Raw genomic sequence first — 16,713 nt, 5'->3', positions numbered from 1 at the left:
CACAATTCGCAGCTGAAGACATAGACGTGGATGATATATCCACGTCTTATTCGTATAGAGGAAAGGAAGCGAGTTCACTTGTTAAATCGTGAGCAATTAATATCCATTCGAAGAGATTTGCACCAAATTCCTGAGCTTGGTTTTAAGGAATTTAAAACACAAGCTTACCTCATCAAGCATCTCGAATCGTACCCAACAGATCGAATCGAGATGGAAACATGGCGGACTGGACTTTTTGTGAAAGTAAAAGGGACAAATCCTACGCGCGTCTTTGCGTATCGTGCAGATATGGACGGATTATCTATCCCTGAAGAAACGGGCTACCCATTTCAATCGGTACATGAAGGCCACATGCATGCATGTGGACATGATCTTCATATGACCATTGCTCTTGGTATCATTGATCATTTCGTGCATCAGCCAATCAAAGAAGATCTGCTATTTATTTTCCAACCGGCAGAAGAAGGGCCAGGCGGAGCTGAACCAATGCTTACAAGTGATGTTCTAAAAAAGTGGACGCCAGACTTTATTACTGCGCTGCATATTGCACCTGAATATCCAGTCGGCACGATTGCAACAAAGCCGGGCCTATTATTTGCTAATACGAGTGAGCTTGTGATCGATCTTGAAGGAAAAGGCGGGCATGCCGCATACCCTCATTTAGCAAATGATATGGTGGTGGCTGCAAGTGCACTAGTAGGGCAGCTGCAATCGGTGATTTCACGAAATGTGGACCCTCTTGATAGTGCCGTCATTACAGTTGGCACGATTACAGGTGGCACTGCTCAAAATATCATTGCGCAGCACGCAAAGCTGGATGGAACCATTCGCACGCTCTCGCCAGAGTCTATGGAAAAGGTGAGAAAACGAATTGAAGCACTAGCAAAGGGAATTGAAATTGGCTACGAATGCAAGGCGACAGTTCGATACCCATCATCTTATTACGAAGTGGACAATACAAAGGATTTGACAGAGGACTTTATGTCATATGTAGCAGAAGAAGGGCTTGCGAATGTCATTGAATGCAGAGAAGCGATGACCGGAGAAGATTTCGGCTACATGCTGAAAAAATATCCTGGGTTCATGTTTTGGCTAGGGGTAGATTCAGAATATGGTCTGCACCATGCCAAGCTGACTCCTGACGAAAATGCGATTGAAACAGCTGTGAACGTCATGACGGCTTATTTTAAAAAGCAAGCAGGTGAATGAATAATCAAATGGTCTCCTGTACACCTTATGAACAGGAGGTGTTCTTGATTATGACAAGAATTGGTGTAGAACCATCTTTATCCGATGTAGAAGAGCTTTTGAAGCAAAAAGGGTATGATGTCGTACGTATTCAAAATGAACAGCAAATGGATCAGTGTGACTGCTATGTGGTCACAGGACTAGATTCAAATGTTCTTGGCATTTCAGACACAACGACAAAGGCATCTGTCATTACAGCGTCAGGTATGACGGCTGATGAAATTTGTCAAGAAGTAGAACAGCGTGTTCAATAAAACAAACAAAAGAACCAGGATTTTATGATCCTGGTTCTTTTTGCTCTTTGGCTAGATCGAGTGCTTCTTTCATTTTTTTGCGCAGAATTCGTTCGACACGCCACTGCTCCATCGTTTCAGTTTTTGCAATGATACGAAGGACGAGGGATGAGGAGCCAAATGATTCCACTCCAACGACTTGAGGACCTTCGATGATTTGCGGCATGCTCTCACGAACTTCATCACAGGCTGCTTGCAAAGTGGTGATCATCTGATCCACATTTTCATCTGGGGATAATTCGATATCAACGAGTGCCTGCATCGTCCCTCGTGAATGATTGCTTACATTAAGTATACTTCGGTTTGGAATGAAATGAAGAGTGCCATCAAAGCTTCTAAGCTGTGTTGTTCTCAGTCCAATTTGTTCAACGATCCCATCGAAACCAGCAACCGTTATATACTCGCCGACATCAAATTGTTTTTCCAGCAGTATGAAGAAGCCTGTCACAATATCACTCACTAATCCCTGAGCGCCAAATCCAATGGCAAGTCCTACAACACCTGCCCCAGCCAGCAAGGCGGTTGGGTTATAATGAAATAAGTCGAGGATCATCACAACTAGAATAAAAATCAGCAAGTAGGCGAAAATATTTAAGGTAAGACTTTGCAGCGTTTGAGCTCGTGATAAAGAGACATCATGCTTTTCAGAGAATGCTGAATAGGCACGCTTAATCATCTTGTTTCCAATCGCTCTGATGATAAAATAAATCACAAAAATAGCGATTAGTTTTAACAAAATTATACTGCTGTTCATGATGATGGAAAACCAATCTACTTGTTCAAGTGCTTTCATGATCTTCAAAACCTTTCTATGTATGTGCGAAATGAGAAGCTAATCATTTGTTCCCTTATGCAAGTCATGTTAAACTTTTAATAGTTGGAGCGAGAGATTGTGACAAATCGTTAATTAAATTTATTATTAATTAATATTGACTAAAAATCGCTTAAGTATTATAATTATATTTGTGAAGTTATTAACTAAATGAGAATTTAACCTATTGATTCTCATTTTATATACAGCTAAGAAGTCTGTATAAAGATATTATTTTTGGAGGGATTTACATATGGCAGAGCGTTTTGTAGGAAAACAAGCTCCACGTTTTGAAATGGAAGCAGTACTTGCTAATAAGGAATTTGGTAAAGTGAGTTTAGAGGAAAACATCAAGAATGACAAATGGACAGTTCTTTTCTTCTATCCAATGGATTTCACTTTTGTTTGTCCAACTGAAATTACAGCAATGAGCGATCGTTATGATGAGTTTGAAGATTTAGATGCAGAAATCATCGGTGTATCTACTGATACAATCCATACGCATCTTGCTTGGATCAACACAGATCGTAAAGACAATGGTCTTGGAGAATTAAAATACCCACTAGCTGCTGACACAAACCACACAGTATCTAGAGAATACGGTGTTTTAATTGAAGAAGAAGGAATTGCACTTCGTGGTCTATTCATCATTAACCCAGAAGGCGAACTTCAATATCAAACAGTATTCCACAACAATATCGGTCGTGATGTAGATGAGACACTACGTGTTCTTCAAGCATTACAAACTGGTGGACTTTGCCCAGCGAACTGGAAGCCTGGTCAAAAAACACTTTAATTGATAGTTGAAGAAGCAGTCTAACTGATGTTAGACCTTCAGATTGTTGACAAAGGGCTAAAATGAACTTTATTTTAGCCCTTTGTCTTCTTTTCAGCGTGATAGAAAACCTTTGCAGCCCTAGGAAGGACGAGTACTGGCGCGAAGCGAATGTGACATTTGTGAGCATCAGCACGCAGGACTGACAAAGAATGCGAGGGTTTGTCTACATGCTGGGGTCTAACTGATGTTAGACCTTTTTGTTTCGAGACATACAATGGATGGAGGCGCTTCAAAATGAAATTACGTCAACCAATGCCAGAACTAACTGGTGCAAAAGAATGGTTAAATGGAGAAGTAACAAGAGAAGAATTAATTGGTGATAAACCAACATTGATCCACTTCTGGTCAGTTAGCTGTCACCTTTGTAAAGAGGCGATGCCGCAAGTGAACCAATTCCGTGATGAATACAAGGATCAACTAAACGTGATCGCAGTTCATATGCCACGTTCAGAGGATGACCTAGATCTAGAAAAAATCAAAGAGGTTGCAAATGAGCATGAAATCACACAGCCAATCTTTGTAGACAGCGACCATAAATTAACAGAAGCATTTGAGAACGAATATGTACCAGCTTACTATGTATTCGATAAAACAGGTGCTTTACGCCACTTCCAAGCTGGCGGCAGCGGTATGAAAATGCTTGAAAAACGTGTCAATCGAGTTCTTTCTGAGTCTGAAAAGGCTGCAGAATAGGCTTTCCCCCCATTCATGGGGGTTTTTTCATGGGGAAAAATAGGAGACATATTGCACTGGATGAATATGATTGTAGGTGGAATGCCTAAGAAAAGAGAAAATGAGGGATTTCATTAAAAAAATTTCCTGAAACAAAAAGGTATTATGACCTATTTACATTTTTATTTTGAAATGAAAATGTAAAGATTTTAACTTTTTACTATTCAGAACGTTTTTGCACAAAAGAAATTTCAGTTTGGTAAATAACTATATAAATCAAGTAGTATAAGCGTTTATTCAAAATTTTTACAATATTTTAAAGGTAGTCAAAAGCCTATAGTGGCAATGAAATGGGTGCCGATTTTTCTTCTTTGGCAAAATTTTAGTTGGAAATACCTATCTGATAGCAAACTGTAAAATGATAAAAAAATAGTTGATAAAATTAGTTTTCTAATCTAATATTTACTATAGAATATTTTTTATATGATGAGGGGGAAATCCATTGTTTAATGAGAGGGAAGCGTTACGTTTACGATTGGAACAATTAAACGAAGCAGAAGTAAAGGTCATCCGTGAGTATCAAATTGAACGAGATGCGATTTACGCAAAACTAAGAGAATTAGACCGTCAAGGTACAGGTCTCGTCACAGATACAAAAAAAGAAGTGCGTACAGAGAGAAAAACGGATTCGTTGCCTGTATTAGCTGAGCTGGCTGCACAAGAAATGAGAAGCTACAATCAGCCTGCGCAAACGCAGTCAAACGTTACATCATCTTTAGGAACAGGTCAGCTAAATGGTGCACCTGTAGGTATTCCTGAAGGATCTACAAGACGCAGAAGAGGCACAGCTAGACCTGGATCAAAGGCAGCTAAGCTTCGTGAAGCTGCAATCAAAACATTAAAGCGTCATAATGCGGCGATTAAAAGCTCTGAACTTCAAAAAGAGATTGAAAAAGAGAGCGGTCTTGAAATTCCAAATATGACAACGTTTATGCAAAGCTTAATTAAAATGTACCCAGAAGTGAAGAAACCTTATCGCGGACAGTATATTTTAGAAGGCGACATTCAAACAGAAGACGAATAAATAAAAAAGAAACTGCTGGGCGTAAATGCCAGCAGTTTTTTCTTGCGTACGTGATGAACTGATCACTTTTTTTGATCAACTGTATAGACAATCTTTCGTTCTTTGGGCATGTTGTCGCGCTGTTTTTTAAATCCATCGATCTTCACTGTCATGACCTCTCCACTCCGCTGCACCGCATCAACTTTTGCCTGGAGCGTTTCTACTTGTTCGTTTAGTTTCTTCAAAATCGGTCCTATTTCTTCGGTTGTTTGCAAAATAGGGTCTTGTGAGAACGGCTCGGCATTTGTTTGGGCTGACTGGTCGATATCAGCAAAATGAGAAGCGATCCATTCCTCGCTTTCGGCTAACTGTTTTTGGTAGCTCGTGAGTGTTTCATAAAAAATGGCTTCTTTTGCTTTTTCGATTTGCAGTAATTTTTCTTGTGTTTCATAAAAACGCTCCTGTAGATGCCGCACGCCTTCTTGTAATAAATGAAGCTCTGCGTTTTTATCACCTAAAGTTTGTTGCAGTTTTTCAATCACAGCGGATAAAGTATTTCCTTTTTTCTCCTCTTTTGCAAGCTGTTTATCTTGGTCTAGTAATCGCTCCTGTAGTTGCTGAGACATTTCCTTATATTTTACAACCTTCAAATGCAATCGGTGCTTTTCCTCTGTTTCTTTTCGTCTATGATAGGTTTCCTTTTGCAGCATTTCATGAAGAAGGACGATTTTATGTAATAATTCCGATTTGCTATAAGAGAGATCCTGTATTTTAGATGATGCTTCGTCCTGGTCAATGGTCATTTCATCCAATTGTTGTTTTAATTGAGTGAAATCCTTTTTCATCTCATGATATTCTTGAGATAGCTTCTTGTTTTTAGCATACGTATATGTGGACTGTAAATCTGAAATCATCTGTTGATATTTGGCCGTTTCAGCTTTTAAAAATAGATTTTCTTGAGACAGATCATGGAATAGGGGAGAAGCATGGCGCCGGTTCATAGGTAGACCCTCCTTATTCATGTTATCAATAAAGTATGCGAAATGAGTGCGATTAGAACAACCATATCAAAGGGGATGAGATGATGAGAATAGTGAATGTGATACTAGCCGGAGGTGCTTCTAGGCGTTTTGGAGAGCCAAAGGCAAGTTATGTCTATCAGGGGAAACCACTATATGAACATGTGAAAGAGCAACTTTTGAAAGGGGAAACCATCATCATCAGTCACCCGAAGCTTCTGCCTTTTTTCAAAGCAAGAGGGGAACAAGCTGTTTGGTTAGATGATGAACAGGTGCGTGGATATGGCCCGCTTGCAGGCATATATACCGCTATGCAAAAGCAAGAAGCAGAGTGGTATTTAGTGACGGCATGTGATATGCCATTCATACGAAAAGAGACAGCCGTCGCTTTATCTTCTTATTGCCATGAGCATGTAGATGCTGTGGTCCCGATGGTGCAGGAAAGATTACAGCCGTTATTTGCGCTTTATCACCGCCGCAGTCTTCCGTTTATTTTTGCGTGCTTAAAAGAGAATCAATTAGCTATCAAAGACTTATTACAAAAACTTCACGTCCAGGTTGTTCCAGCCGACGAACTGAACGTGGCACCAAATGAATTTCACAATATCAATAAAAGAAGCGATTTACCTGAAAACGGTATGATATGATACATAAAAACGAGGAGGAGAGAACAATATTGAACGAGCGATATTCAAGGCAAATCTTGTTCCCTCCGGTAGGGGAAAAAGGGCAGTCTGCGCTTGCCGAAAGTCATGTCCTTATTGTTGGAGCTGGTGCACTTGGAACAGCGTCTGCTGAAGGGCTTGTCCGTTCAGGAATTGGTACTTTGACGATTGTAGATCGTGATTATGTCGAATTCTCAAATTTACAGCGGCAGCAGCTGTACACTGAATACGATGCAAAGATGCATGTGCCAAAAGCGGCAGCAGCTAAAAAACGTCTCCAAGAGATCAACCATGAAGTGACCATTCACGCTCTTATTGAAGATGCAGGAGTAGAGCTGTTAAGACCTTTATTCCGAAAGGCAGATATCGTCATTGATGCGACTGATAATTTTGAGACAAGAATGGTGATGAATGACTTATCTTTAGAAACAAATACGCCCTGGATTTACGGTGCCTGTGTGAGCAGTCAGGGAATGTATATGACCATTTTGCCGGGCAAAACACCTTGCTTATCATGTGTGTTTACCTCAGTGCCTGTTGGGGGTTTGACATGTGATACAGCTGGTATTATTTCTCCTGCTGTCCAAATGGTGTCGGCTTATCAGCAAACAGAGGCATTGAAATATTTAACAGGGCATGAAGAGCAAATGGAGCGAAAGTTTGTCACGTTTGATTTGTGGCAGTCGTCTTCGTTTAAAATGGATGTATCTCGTACGAAGCAGGAGAGCTGTCCTTCTTGCGGCACAAATAGAACGTATCCATATTTACAGGAACAGCGCAAAAAAACAGCGGTTCTTTGCGGACGTGACACCGTTCAAATCATATCGAAGGATTTAGAAAACCTTTCATTTCAGCATGTAAAAGAGCGTCTGTCCTCTATTTGTGAGGTGGAAGTGAACGATTTTTTAATTCATATACGCTATGAAAGACACCGTATCGTTTGTTTTAAAGGAGGACGTGTATTAATCCATGGGACAAATGATGAAAAAGTAGCCAATTCATTACTAGCAAGACTGCTAGGCATATAGGAGTGAGAAGTGATGGAAAGACGACAGCCAATTCCAGTAGAAGAGGCAGTAAAGAAAGTCCACCAATTTCAAAAACATGGACAAGTCGAATGGGTTCCTTTAAAGAACAGCCTTGGAAGATGGATTGCAGAGGATATTTTAGCAGATCACGATGTTCCTGCCTTTGATCGTTCTCCGTATGATGGTTTTGCACTTCGAGCAGAAGATACAAAGGATGCATCGAGCGAGCATCCGGTTGAATTTGAGGTCATTGATCATATAGGGGCAGGTATTGTTTCTGCAAAAACGATCGGCCCTTTTCAAGCGATTCGCATCATGACAGGAGCGAAGATTCCAAAAGGAGCAAATGTTGTGATCATGCTCGAATTGACGAAAACGTTTAAAAAAGACGGCAAATCAATGATGTCACTTAAAAGACCTCTGAAAAAGGGAGACAATATTTCTCGGCAAGGAGAAGAGACCCTCAAAGGGAACGTCATGATCAAAAAAGGCTCAAAAGTTACCCCAGGCGTGACGGCGATATTGGCAACTTTCGGGTATGCGGTTGTGCCAGTCGTCAAAAAACCGGTGATCGGTATCATCTCAACAGGTACCGAGCTCCTACAAGTAAGTGATGCCATGGTGGACGGTAAAATTAGAAATAGTAACCTAAGTATGGTGTACGCTCAGGTTCTTGAAGCTGGAGGAGAACCGCTTGATTTAGGCGGTGTATCCGATGATTTTGATCAAAGCTATGAAGCCGTAAAAGCAGCCTTAAGCAAAGTTGATATGCTCATCACAACAGGTGGTGTATCGGTAGGTGATTTTGACTTTTTACCTGCTATTTATGAAAAACTTGGTGCAGATGTGTTGTTTAATAAAGTCGCCATGAGACCTGGAAGTGTGACGACCGTTGCTGCGTTGCCAAATGGTCAATTGCTTTATGGGCTGTCAGGAAATCCGGCTGCCTGTTTTGTTGGCTTTGAACTATTTGTCAAACCGATCATTTATAAATGGTGTTTGAAAGAAAATCCATTTCCTGTTTTTGCTGAGGCGAAGCTGACACATGATTTTCCAAAAGCCAATCCGTTCACACGATTTGTTAGAGCATCACTTCATTTTACTGGCAGTCAGCTAAGTGTGACGCCAACAGGTCTTGATAAATCTAGTGCGGTGACATCTATTGCTCATGCTGATTGTTTCATTGCATTGCCCGGAGGAACAAGAGGGTTTAGTGCAGGTGACCAGGTCAGCGTTCTGCTATTTCACCACGAAGGCGGTGCTCCATGTTGGATGACAAATTAAACATTCTACAAGTCGTGGGCTATCAAAATAGTGGTAAAACGACGCTGATCGAAAAATTATGTCAGCTGGCGGATGAAGAAGAAATGAAGCTAGGCTGCTTCAAACATCACGGACATGGTGGAAAGCCAGACCGTCTGTTCAAACAAAAAGATACGGATCGATATGTTCAAGCGGGTGCATTTGCCGCAGGTGTGGAGGGAGAAGGTGAATGTCACTTTTTCATACGGCACATGACATTCGCACAACTACTCAATATGTGTCAGCATCTTCCTTTAGATGCCGTCTTGATCGAAGGATACAAACAGGCGCCTTACCGCAAAATCCTGTGTGTCAAAGACGAACAGGAACTCATTGATCTTTCAACACTTTCTCATATACAAGCAGCCATTTATTTCAATAAAGAAATACAATTCACTGAGAAATACCCGTTTCCTGTGTTTTCAGCATTTGATAAGCGCGGGATCACATTTGCTTTTAATTTATTGAAGGGGGAAGCCTCGTATGAATGAACTTTTTAACATCACAAAAGAGCCAATTGATGTGAATGAATTGATTCAGCATGTCACAAGACGCAAAGCGGGAGCCATTACGACATTCATAGGCACGGTAAGAGAATGGACAAATGGCAAAAAAACGCTGCGTTTAACATATGAAGCATACATACCAATGGCGGAAAATATGTTGAGTCAAATTGGACAAGAAATTAAAAAACGCTGGCCCGATACAGAAGCTGCTATTGTGCATCGTATTGGCACTCTTGAGATATGTGACATTGCAGTGGCAATAGCTGTTTCATCACCTCATCGGAAAGCTGCATACGAAGCCAATGAATATGCGATTGAACGAATAAAGGAAATAGTTCCTATTTGGAAAAAGGAATACTGGGAAGATGGAGAGGCTTGGATAGGTGATCAGCTTGAAACCGTTTCATACCCGGAAGGAAAACCTAGTACTCTCCAACTTAACGAGAAAGAAGGGAAGCGGCATGATTAGCGTATTATTGTTCGCCGGCCTTGCTGAGAAGGCCGGTAAACAACAAATCATCATTCAAAAAGATCAAACAACGGTTGATGAGATTAAAATAGAATTACAGGAGGTATATGGTGTTGATACTGCACAAAACGTGATGGTTGCAGTCAACGAAATATATACGAGGGGAAATGCTGAAGTGCGTAGCGGGGACACTGTTGCACTCATTCCTCCTGTAAGTGGTGGATAATAGATATTAGAGGATTTGGTTATGGCCGGCGGCTGTAACCAATTTTTTTATGTGTGAAAAGATTGTAGAGGTACTTGGGTATGATCTTCATAAATAAAACATCCCCGGCGTGCTTTAGAAATGTGAGGATCGAGCTGTTGAATGAGATCATACAATTCGCTAATTCGTCTCACATTGAAATCTGTTCGAGCTTGAAGCTGTTCTTTTAGTTCTTTTGTGCTCACGATGCTTCCCTTTTTTTCTTTAATAATATCTACACACCTTGCTGCGTAGTATATTTTGTCATTAGAAGGTCTGCTCTCTTTCATATCAAGTAATTTAAGCTCATGATAAATCAGTTCTCTTTCCTTTCGAAAGTATTGCCATGCTTCTTGTTCCTTTTCATAAAGTAAAATCAATTGCAGTTTCAATTTTTCTCTTAACATTCACTTGACTCCATTTCCACTATCATTTAACCTACCTCTATTTTACATTATATGAAAAAATAACATTTGATCAAGTAAAATCCTTTTATTTTTATTTTTTTAATATGAAAGTATTGTTACTAAAGGCTCATCTGTTCTATAAAAGGCGCTAAACATAGTCCTATAAAGCCGGGATTCATTGAAATTACTAGGAATATTTTAACAAAAAATTGTTGTGTCTAACTGAGACCATCTGAATCCAAAGGAAAAGGATATTTATTCCGAAAGACATGTTGTTTACTTCATAAAATGTTTTTCAGTCAGTAAAATCATGATTTTTTCATATGAATATGGTCGGATCAAGGTATCATTTGAAAGATGTCGTTCATGAAAATAGAATAATAGATTCAATCCTATCACTATGAAAATAAGAAAATCAAATGATCTATCACTTATTGGCAATCTTTTGATAAAATAGAAACAACAAGAGTATGAAAAAACGTTTCCATACTTACAGCACATGGAGAGGATGACATTTGATGAAAGAAACAACGCAAAAACCCACAATTATAGGCGTAAGCACAAGACCATCAGAGCATTTAAAAAGAGTGTGGGAGCAGCCATTCGTTTGGTGGCCTTTATCATGTGTGCTTGTATTAACAGTTGTTGTCACTTATTTGTCTCAGCTAGTGAATGAAGGAATGTGGGCAGATTTAATTTTACCAATCCCTTTCGTTTATGTGATCACGCTCATTGGTTTGGTCATTGGGATTGTCATTAATACTGCCGTATACAAGTTCATCGTCTTTTTAGCAAAAGGTGATGCAACGTTTCAGCAGCTATTTTCAGGTGTACTTTATATCACACCTATTACGATCATTGGTACGATCATTTCTCATTTAGCGATCATCATGTTTCATGTGCCAAAAGATATCACTATTACCTCACTAAACGCATTCATTCGAATGTCTGGTTCATGGCATGCTGTGTTAGGAAATATTGACCTTTTTGTGATCTGGAATCTTGTTTTAACAGGCTTTTTATTGATCAAGGTCGGCCGCATCTCGCCAAGAATATCTTGGATTATTGTGAGTGTCTTTTATGTATTATCTTTAATTTTTCAATATATAGGAACTACGATCACCATCAACATGCAGTAAGCTGGAGGTAGAATGTTTTTATGAGAAAGAAAATCATCATCGGATCCATTTTGATTATTGTGATTGGTTTATTTATTGGATTTAACATTGCAAAAAACCAATCAAAACCTGTGTCTACGGCAGGGTTTAAAACAGTTAAACTCACACCAAAAGAAATTACCTCTAAGGTGATGACGCCTGGAACACTTTCATTCTCGGAGGAGCAATTTATTTATACAGAAGAAGAGAAGGGAAGCCTGAATCATATCGCTGTGAAAGAAGGAGAAAAAGTGAAAGCTGGAACACCGCTCCTTACATATGAAAATAAGGAACTGGAGCTTGAAGAACAGCAGCAAGCACTTGCGGCTGAATCAAGTACACTAAAGCTTGAACAATTACAAAATAGACTCAATTCATTAGATGAAAATCAGGGAAAAAAGGTGGGCGCTGATTCGAAAAACGAGCGAGATCAGCTTGAACTCGAACTCAAAGCTGCTGAATTAGAGCAAAAACAAGCGGAGCTTAACCAAGAAAAAGTAAAGGCACAAATAGAAGATTTAACGATACATAGCAAAATTGAAGGAACAGTCATCTCCATCGAGCAAGATGCTGGCGCAGGGAAGCTAGAAGAGAGACAGCCGGTAATCCATATTGGCAATGAGAAAAAAATGATTGTACGAGGCTTAATCAGTGAGTATGATGCTATGAAAGTCAAAAAGAAACAAAAAGTAAAGGTAACGTCTGATGTCATTCGCGGAAAGAGTTGGCAAGGAGTAGTGAAAAAAGTGGGCGCTGTGCCTGCCCAGTCAACAGCAGAAACAGCTGCTAGTGATCAAACGGTACAATATCCAGTCGAAATTGAAATAAAAGGGAAAAAGCCGGATGCAAAACCAGGCTTTAAAATGATCATGGAAATTGAAACGGACAAGCGTCAAGTGCTCACAATTCCTGAAACAGCTGTGAAAAAAGAGAAAGATGGTTCATACGTTTATGTTGTTGAAAAGAATGCACTGAAGAAAGTAAAAGTGACATTAGGTGAAACGTCAGGTCAAGATCTTGAAGTGACGAAAGGTTTAACAAAAGAAGATCAAATCATTGCAGAGCCATCAGATGATATGTATGACGGAATGGAAGTGAATGCTGAATGATTCAGCTTTCAAACGTGACAAAAAGCTACGAAGTCGCTGAGGAGACATTTGATGTATTAAGTGAAGTGGACCTCGTCATTGGTAAAGGCGAGTATATGTCCATTATGGGCCCGTCCGGCTCTGGGAAATCATCGTTAATGAATATCATTGGCTGTCTGGACCACCCGACCTCCGGACAGTACCATTTTCAAGGTATGGAGCTGTCGGCAGCAAAGGATCAAGAACTGGCAGTGATTCGAAATCGATCCATTGGTTTTGTTTTTCAACAATTTTATTTACTGCCTAGATTAAATGCGAGGCGAAATGTTGAACTTCCGATGATTTACGCTGGTATCAGTCAAAAGGAAAGAAAAGAACGTGCGGAAATGGCACTTGAAAAGGTTGGTTTGGCAGATCGAATGAAGCATATGCCAAACGAGTTGTCAGGGGGTCAAAAGCAAAGAGTAGCCATCGCACGTGCGATTGTCAATGAGCCGGAGCTTATCTTGGCAGATGAACCAACAGGCGCTCTTGATTCAAAAACGAGCGGCTCGATTATGGAACAGTTTACAAAGCTCAATGAGGAAGGAACAACGGTTGTGCTCGTTACTCATGAAGAAGAAATAGCTGCGTATACAAACCGGATAGTCGTTGTGAGAGATGGACGCCTCGCTCAAGATAGATTGATACAAGGAGACGAATGAATGAAACTCTTTGAAAATATCAAAATAGCGCTGAATTCTGTCCTTGCTCATAAATTGCGGTCTATTTTAACGATGCTTGGCATTATTATTGGGGTTGGCTCGGTGATTGCAGTCGTTGCCATCGGTCAAGGCGGCGAGCAAATGCTGAAAGAATCAATTTCAGGGCCAAACAATACCATTGATATGACCTATACACCCTCTGATGAGGAGTTAAATGCGAATCCGAATGCGTTATTTGAAGCCACATTTACTGAAGAAGACATTCAAAGTGTTCAAGCATTGAATGGGGTTAAACAGGTTGCCTCCTCCACGGCACAAGGCATGCAATTAAGATTCCAAGATACAACAATAGATGCAACGGTCAATGGGATTAATGAAGGCTACACGAATGTACATTCATTACATATAGCAGAAGGACAGGACTTACGTGAAATCGATTTTAGGAGCGGAAGAAGGGCAGCTGTTATTTCAGAAGGGATACAAAAAGAATTGTTTAATGGAGAGAAGGCAGTAGGCGAGTTGATTTGGATGAATGGACAGCCGGTTGAGGTGATCGGAGTTTTAGCAAAACAGGAAGGGCTGTTTTCATTTGATATGAATGAAATATATGTCCCTTTTGCAATGCTGACAACTGCATTTGGTGTGAAAGAATATGATAAGTTGTCTATTCAAGTCGCACATGCTGATCAAATGAAAGAAGTAGGAAAGAGTGCGGCTGCACGCTTAAATGAAAATCACCATACAGAAGATGCTTACGAAATGATCAATCTGGAAGAGATTGCAGCAGGCATTGGTCAGATTACGTCTGTCATGACAACAATCATTGGCTCAATTGCTGGTATCTCATTACTTGTCGGCGGCATTGGTGTCATGAATATTATGCTCGTATCAGTCACAGAAAGAACAAGAGAAATCGGAATTCGAAAGGCACTTGGGGCAACTAGGGCTCAAATACTCGTTCAGTTTTTAATTGAGTCTGTCGTCCTTACACTGATCGGTGGGTTACTTGGAATCGCGCTTGGCTTAGGAGGTGCTTCACTTGTGTCACTGTTTGCAGGGTGGCCTTCTCTTGTATCGTGGCAGATCGTATGTGGAGGCGTCCTATTTAGTATGCTCATTGGTATTATTTTTGGACTGATTCCTGCCAATAAAGCAGCGAGGCTCGATCCTATTGAATCACTTAGATATGAATAATCCTAAAGTTAACGTTCAAGGTGCTGACAAGAAGGTAGAACGAGATATGTTGCCTGCTGTTCCGCACCTGAAGCCTTTATGCAAAACGCATAAAGGCTTTTTTTCGTTCAATTGAATGAAATGAAAAATGATAGAAATGCTAATATCATGACTTTCTTCTCAATGTCACATATTTTTCAGTTTACAAATGGTACATATAAAGGTAAGATGACCATTGTGAAAGATTTTGATAGTTATTGAATGTATTTGATTGTTTTGTATTGATAATGTTGAAAAAAGCGATTACAATAAAGGTGCGCGCAAAATGAATACGTTTTCAAAAGGGGGTGTTTTCAATGCTAACACCAGAAAGACATCAACTCATTATCGACTATTTAGAAGAAAACGATGTCATCAAAATACAGGACTTAACGATTATGACGGATGCGTCTGAATCTACAATTAGAAGAGATTTATCAGCCCTCGAAGAAAAAGGCTTTCTTAAAAGAGTTCACGGAGGAGCTGCTAAAATATCTAGTATTCGTCTTGAACCAGATGTGTTTGAGAAATCTGCCAAAAACCTTCATGAAAAGTCATTGATTGCAGAGGCAGCTGCATCACTTTTAAAACAAGGCGATTGTATTTACTTAGATGCTGGTACGACAACACAGCAAATGATTGACTTTATCGATCCAGATCAAGATATCGTGGTGGTGACAAATGGTGTCATGCACATTGAAGCACTCATGAGAAAAGGCATTTCTTTTTACCTGATAGGCGGATCAGTGAAACATCGAACAGGAGCCATGGTGGGAGCCGCAGCTTTGACAGCTATGGAAAATTACCGTTTTGACAAAAGCTTTGTTGGGACGAACGGCATTCATCCCGAGGCAGGGTTTACAACACCTGATCCAGAAGAAGCGCTCATTAAAAAAAGAGCCATGAAGCAGGCGAAAAAAACCTACATCTTAACAGATGCCTCAAAGTTTGGCGAAATATCGTTTTCAACCTTTGCTAGTTTACAGGAAGCCACCATTATCACAAACGACGCAAAAGAGGATTCATTCGATAATTACCATGAAAAAACGGTTATAAAGGTAGTGAAAACATGATTTATACAGTTACTTTAAACCCATCAGTTGATTACATCGTACACGTGGAGGATTTTGCGGTCGGCGGTTTAAATCGTTCAACCTATGACAAAAAATATCCAGGTGGTAAAGGAATCAATGTCTCAAGGCTTTTAAAACGGCACGGTGTTGAATCAAAAGCACTTGGATTCATTGGCGGTTTTACAGGCAAATATATTCAAGACTTTTTACAAAATGAACAATTACAAACAGCCTTTCATGAGGTGTCAGAAGATACACGTATCAATGTGAAACTAAAAACAGGCGAAGAAACAGAAATCAACGGGCTCGGTCCAAGTATTACTGAAGCACAGTTCGATTCGTTTTTATCCCAATTCACGTCATTAACAGAAGGCGATGTCGTTGTATTAGCAGGAAGCATTCCTTCTTCACTGCCTCATAACACATATGAGCGCATTGCTGAAGTATGTGCGAAGCAAGGGGTAAGAGTAGTACTTGATATTTCTGGAGAAGCCTTAAAAAAAGCAGCAGATCTGAAACCATTCTTAATGAAACCAAACCATCATGAGTTAGGTGAAATGTTTGAAACCAGTATTTCATCTGCAGAAGAAGCCATTCCTTATGGGAAAAAGCTGTTGGAACAAGGTGCTGAACATGTCATTGTATCTATGGCTGGAGACGGCGCTCTCTTATTCAGTAAGGAAGGGGTCTTTCAATCTAATGTTCCAAAAGGCAAGTTGATCAACTCAGTTGGTGCAGGGGATTCAGTGGTTGCAGGATTCTTAGCTGGCGTTTTTAAAGGCCTTTCCATAGAAGAATCATTTAAGCTTGGCGTCACATCAGGAAGTGCTACAGCATTTTCTGAGGAACTTGGAACAAAAGAGCTTGTCGATACATTATTGCCACAAGTAAAAGTCACACGCATTTAAAGGAGG

General features: G+C 40.1%; 20 protein-coding genes. 17 read left to right on the top strand and 3 right to left on the bottom strand.

Annotation, left to right across the window (positions count from 1 at the left end; all coding sequences use genetic code 11):
* Window positions 1–30 precede the first annotated feature (30 nt).
* Both MHH23_RS14265 and MHH23_RS14260 read left to right on the top strand, forming a co-directional pair.
* Window positions 31–1,209 carry an N-acetyldiaminopimelate deacetylase gene (locus tag MHH23_RS14265; RefSeq protein ID WP_178897116.1) on the top strand — a complete coding sequence of 393 codons (1,179 nt, stop codon included), beginning with the start codon at window positions 31–33 and terminating at the stop codon, window positions 1,207–1,209.
* Between the two features lie 50 nt (window positions 1,210–1,259).
* Window positions 1,260–1,502, top strand: a complete 243-nt coding sequence (locus MHH23_RS14260) for a YkuS family protein (protein WP_003211408.1) — start codon at window positions 1,260–1,262, stop codon at window positions 1,500–1,502.
* 22 nt (window positions 1,503–1,524) lie between these two features.
* On the opposite strand, the gene MHH23_RS14255 is transcribed toward MHH23_RS14260, so the two are convergent.
* On the bottom strand, window positions 1,525–2,334 hold the full coding sequence (locus MHH23_RS14255; protein ID WP_340960146.1) for a mechanosensitive ion channel family protein: 810 nt from the start codon (window positions 2,332–2,334) through the stop codon (window positions 1,525–1,527).
* A gap of 271 nt (window positions 2,335–2,605) precedes the next feature.
* Between MHH23_RS14255 and ahpA the strand changes: the two genes are divergently transcribed.
* From ahpA to MHH23_RS14240, 3 genes are all read left to right on the top strand, one after another.
* On the top strand, window positions 2,606–3,148 hold the full coding sequence (ahpA, locus tag MHH23_RS14250; RefSeq protein WP_007498654.1) for a biofilm-specific peroxidase AhpA: 543 nt from the start codon (window positions 2,606–2,608) through the stop codon (window positions 3,146–3,148).
* A 276-nt stretch (window positions 3,149–3,424) separates the two neighbouring features.
* A complete protein-coding gene (locus MHH23_RS14245; protein ID WP_008345174.1) occupies window positions 3,425–3,883 on the top strand; it encodes a TlpA disulfide reductase family protein in 459 nt (152 codons plus the stop codon).
* Window positions 3,884–4,364: 481 nt separating this feature from the next.
* Window positions 4,365–4,946 carry a Rok-like winged helix domain-containing protein gene (locus tag MHH23_RS14240; protein ID WP_007498648.1) on the top strand — a complete coding sequence of 194 codons (582 nt, stop codon included), beginning with the start codon at window positions 4,365–4,367 and terminating at the stop codon, window positions 4,944–4,946.
* A 62-nt stretch (window positions 4,947–5,008) separates the two neighbouring features.
* On the opposite strand, the gene MHH23_RS14235 is transcribed toward MHH23_RS14240, so the two are convergent.
* Entirely contained in the window at window positions 5,009–5,926 is a 918-nt protein-coding gene (locus MHH23_RS14235) for a hypothetical protein (protein WP_008345172.1), read from the bottom strand.
* 83 nt (window positions 5,927–6,009) lie between these two features.
* On the opposite strand from MHH23_RS14235, the gene MHH23_RS14230 reads away from it, so the two are divergent.
* Genes MHH23_RS14230 through moaD form a run of 6 tightly spaced genes read left to right on the top strand, consistent with a single transcriptional unit; the run spans window position 6,010 to window position 10,140 of the window.
* On the top strand, window positions 6,010–6,591 hold the full coding sequence (locus MHH23_RS14230) for a molybdenum cofactor guanylyltransferase (RefSeq protein ID WP_268431827.1): 582 nt from the start codon (window positions 6,010–6,012) through the stop codon (window positions 6,589–6,591).
* 29 nt (window positions 6,592–6,620) lie between these two features.
* Complete coding sequence (locus tag MHH23_RS14225) at window positions 6,621–7,637, top strand: thiazole biosynthesis adenylyltransferase ThiF (protein WP_039168677.1); 1,017 nt, start codon at window positions 6,621–6,623, stop codon at window positions 7,635–7,637.
* A gap of 9 nt (window positions 7,638–7,646) precedes the next feature.
* The gene (locus tag MHH23_RS14220) at window positions 7,647–8,921 is read left to right on the top strand and encodes a molybdopterin molybdotransferase MoeA (protein ID WP_039168674.1); all 1,275 of its coding nucleotides are present in this window, start codon (window positions 7,647–7,649) and stop codon (window positions 8,919–8,921) included.
* Complete coding sequence (mobB, locus tag MHH23_RS14215; protein ID WP_039168672.1) at window positions 8,903–9,430, top strand: molybdopterin-guanine dinucleotide biosynthesis protein B; 528 nt, start codon at window positions 8,903–8,905, stop codon at window positions 9,428–9,430. The genes MHH23_RS14220 and mobB overlap by 19 nt, the downstream gene beginning before the upstream one ends.
* Window positions 9,423–9,914 carry a molybdenum cofactor biosynthesis protein MoaE gene (locus MHH23_RS14210; RefSeq protein ID WP_041092418.1) on the top strand — a complete coding sequence of 164 codons (492 nt, stop codon included), beginning with the start codon at window positions 9,423–9,425 and terminating at the stop codon, window positions 9,912–9,914. Before mobB ends, MHH23_RS14210 begins: the two co-directional genes overlap by 8 nt.
* Window positions 9,907–10,140: a molybdopterin converting factor subunit 1 gene (moaD, locus tag MHH23_RS14205; protein WP_008345159.1), complete on the top strand. Its 234-nt coding sequence runs from the start codon at window positions 9,907–9,909 to the stop codon at window positions 10,138–10,140. The genes MHH23_RS14210 and moaD overlap by 8 nt, the downstream gene beginning before the upstream one ends.
* Window positions 10,141–10,187: 47 nt before the next feature.
* Here moaD and MHH23_RS14200 read toward each other — a convergent pair whose 3' ends face one another.
* Complete coding sequence (locus tag MHH23_RS14200) at window positions 10,188–10,565, bottom strand: Rok-like winged helix domain-containing protein (protein ID WP_039168668.1); 378 nt, start codon at window positions 10,563–10,565, stop codon at window positions 10,188–10,190.
* A gap of 518 nt (window positions 10,566–11,083) precedes the next feature.
* Here MHH23_RS14200 and MHH23_RS14195 point away from each other — a divergent pair.
* The 6 genes from MHH23_RS14195 to pfkB all read left to right on the top strand — a co-directional run bounded on the left by MHH23_RS14195 (window position 11,084) and on the right by pfkB (window position 16,707).
* Window positions 11,084–11,704, top strand: coding sequence for a YIP1 family protein (locus MHH23_RS14195; RefSeq protein WP_039168665.1), 621 nt, complete (start codon window positions 11,084–11,086; stop codon window positions 11,702–11,704).
* Window positions 11,705–11,724: 20 nt separating this feature from the next.
* A complete protein-coding gene (locus MHH23_RS14190; RefSeq protein ID WP_268431826.1) occupies window positions 11,725–12,831 on the top strand; it encodes an efflux RND transporter periplasmic adaptor subunit in 1,107 nt (368 codons plus the stop codon).
* Window positions 12,828–13,514: an ABC transporter ATP-binding protein gene (locus MHH23_RS14185; protein WP_039168660.1), complete on the top strand. Its 687-nt coding sequence runs from the start codon at window positions 12,828–12,830 to the stop codon at window positions 13,512–13,514. Before MHH23_RS14190 ends, MHH23_RS14185 begins: the two co-directional genes overlap by 4 nt.
* Window positions 13,515–14,708 (top strand): ABC transporter permease, encoded by a 1,194-nt coding sequence (locus tag MHH23_RS14180; RefSeq protein WP_019743799.1) that lies wholly within the window; start codon window positions 13,515–13,517, stop codon window positions 14,706–14,708.
* Between the two features lie 335 nt (window positions 14,709–15,043).
* Window positions 15,044–15,799 (top strand): DeoR/GlpR family DNA-binding transcription regulator, encoded by a 756-nt coding sequence (locus MHH23_RS14175; RefSeq protein WP_008345143.1) that lies wholly within the window; start codon window positions 15,044–15,046, stop codon window positions 15,797–15,799.
* Entirely contained in the window at window positions 15,796–16,707 is a 912-nt protein-coding gene (gene pfkB / locus MHH23_RS14170) for a 1-phosphofructokinase (protein ID WP_340959691.1), read from the top strand. The genes MHH23_RS14175 and pfkB overlap by 4 nt, the downstream gene beginning before the upstream one ends.
* The last annotated feature ends 6 nt before the right edge of the window (window positions 16,708–16,713 follow it).

The sequence above is a fragment of the Bacillus sp. FSL K6-3458 genome (assembly GCF_038005045.1).
GTDB lineage: Bacteria > Bacillota > Bacilli > Bacillales > Bacillaceae > Bacillus > Bacillus altitudinis.
Note: the sequence above shows the minus strand (reverse complement) of the source record. Positions and strands in the feature narration are given on the sequence as shown.

Bases quoted from the DNA above. Each gene is read 5' to 3' on its own strand.
- MHH23_RS14195 (WP_039168665.1), top strand. From the start codon at position 11,084: ATGAAAGAAACAACGCAAAAACCCACAATTATAGGCGTAAGCACAAGA.
- MHH23_RS14175 (WP_008345143.1), top strand. From the start codon at position 15,044: ATGCTAACACCAGAAAGACATCAACTCATTATCGACTATTTAGAAGAA.
- MHH23_RS14190 (WP_268431826.1), top strand. From the start codon at position 11,725: ATGAGAAAGAAAATCATCATCGGATCCATTTTGATTATTGTGATTGGT.
- MHH23_RS14235 (WP_008345172.1), bottom strand. From the start codon at position 5,926: ATGAACCGGCGCCATGCTTCTCCCCTATTCCATGATCTGTCTCAAGAA.
- moaD (WP_008345159.1), top strand. From the start codon at position 9,907: ATGATTAGCGTATTATTGTTCGCCGGCCTTGCTGAGAAGGCCGGTAAA.
- MHH23_RS14245 (WP_008345174.1), top strand. From the start codon at position 3,425: ATGAAATTACGTCAACCAATGCCAGAACTAACTGGTGCAAAAGAATGG.
- MHH23_RS14260 (WP_003211408.1), top strand. From the start codon at position 1,260: ATGACAAGAATTGGTGTAGAACCATCTTTATCCGATGTAGAAGAGCTT.
- MHH23_RS14255 (WP_340960146.1), bottom strand. From the start codon at position 2,334: ATGAAAGCACTTGAACAAGTAGATTGGTTTTCCATCATCATGAACAGC.
- MHH23_RS14265 (WP_178897116.1), top strand. From the start codon at position 31: ATGATATATCCACGTCTTATTCGTATAGAGGAAAGGAAGCGAGTTCAC.
- MHH23_RS14230 (WP_268431827.1), top strand. From the start codon at position 6,010: ATGAGAATAGTGAATGTGATACTAGCCGGAGGTGCTTCTAGGCGTTTT.
- MHH23_RS14200 (WP_039168668.1), bottom strand. From the start codon at position 10,565: ATGTTAAGAGAAAAATTGAAACTGCAATTGATTTTACTTTATGAAAAG.
- mobB (WP_039168672.1), top strand. From the start codon at position 8,903: ATGTTGGATGACAAATTAAACATTCTACAAGTCGTGGGCTATCAAAAT.
- MHH23_RS14185 (WP_039168660.1), top strand. From the start codon at position 12,828: ATGATTCAGCTTTCAAACGTGACAAAAAGCTACGAAGTCGCTGAGGAG.
- pfkB (WP_340959691.1), top strand. From the start codon at position 15,796: ATGATTTATACAGTTACTTTAAACCCATCAGTTGATTACATCGTACAC.
- ahpA (WP_007498654.1), top strand. From the start codon at position 2,606: ATGGCAGAGCGTTTTGTAGGAAAACAAGCTCCACGTTTTGAAATGGAA.
- MHH23_RS14210 (WP_041092418.1), top strand. From the start codon at position 9,423: ATGAATGAACTTTTTAACATCACAAAAGAGCCAATTGATGTGAATGAA.
- MHH23_RS14180 (WP_019743799.1), top strand. From the start codon at position 13,515: ATGAAACTCTTTGAAAATATCAAAATAGCGCTGAATTCTGTCCTTGCT.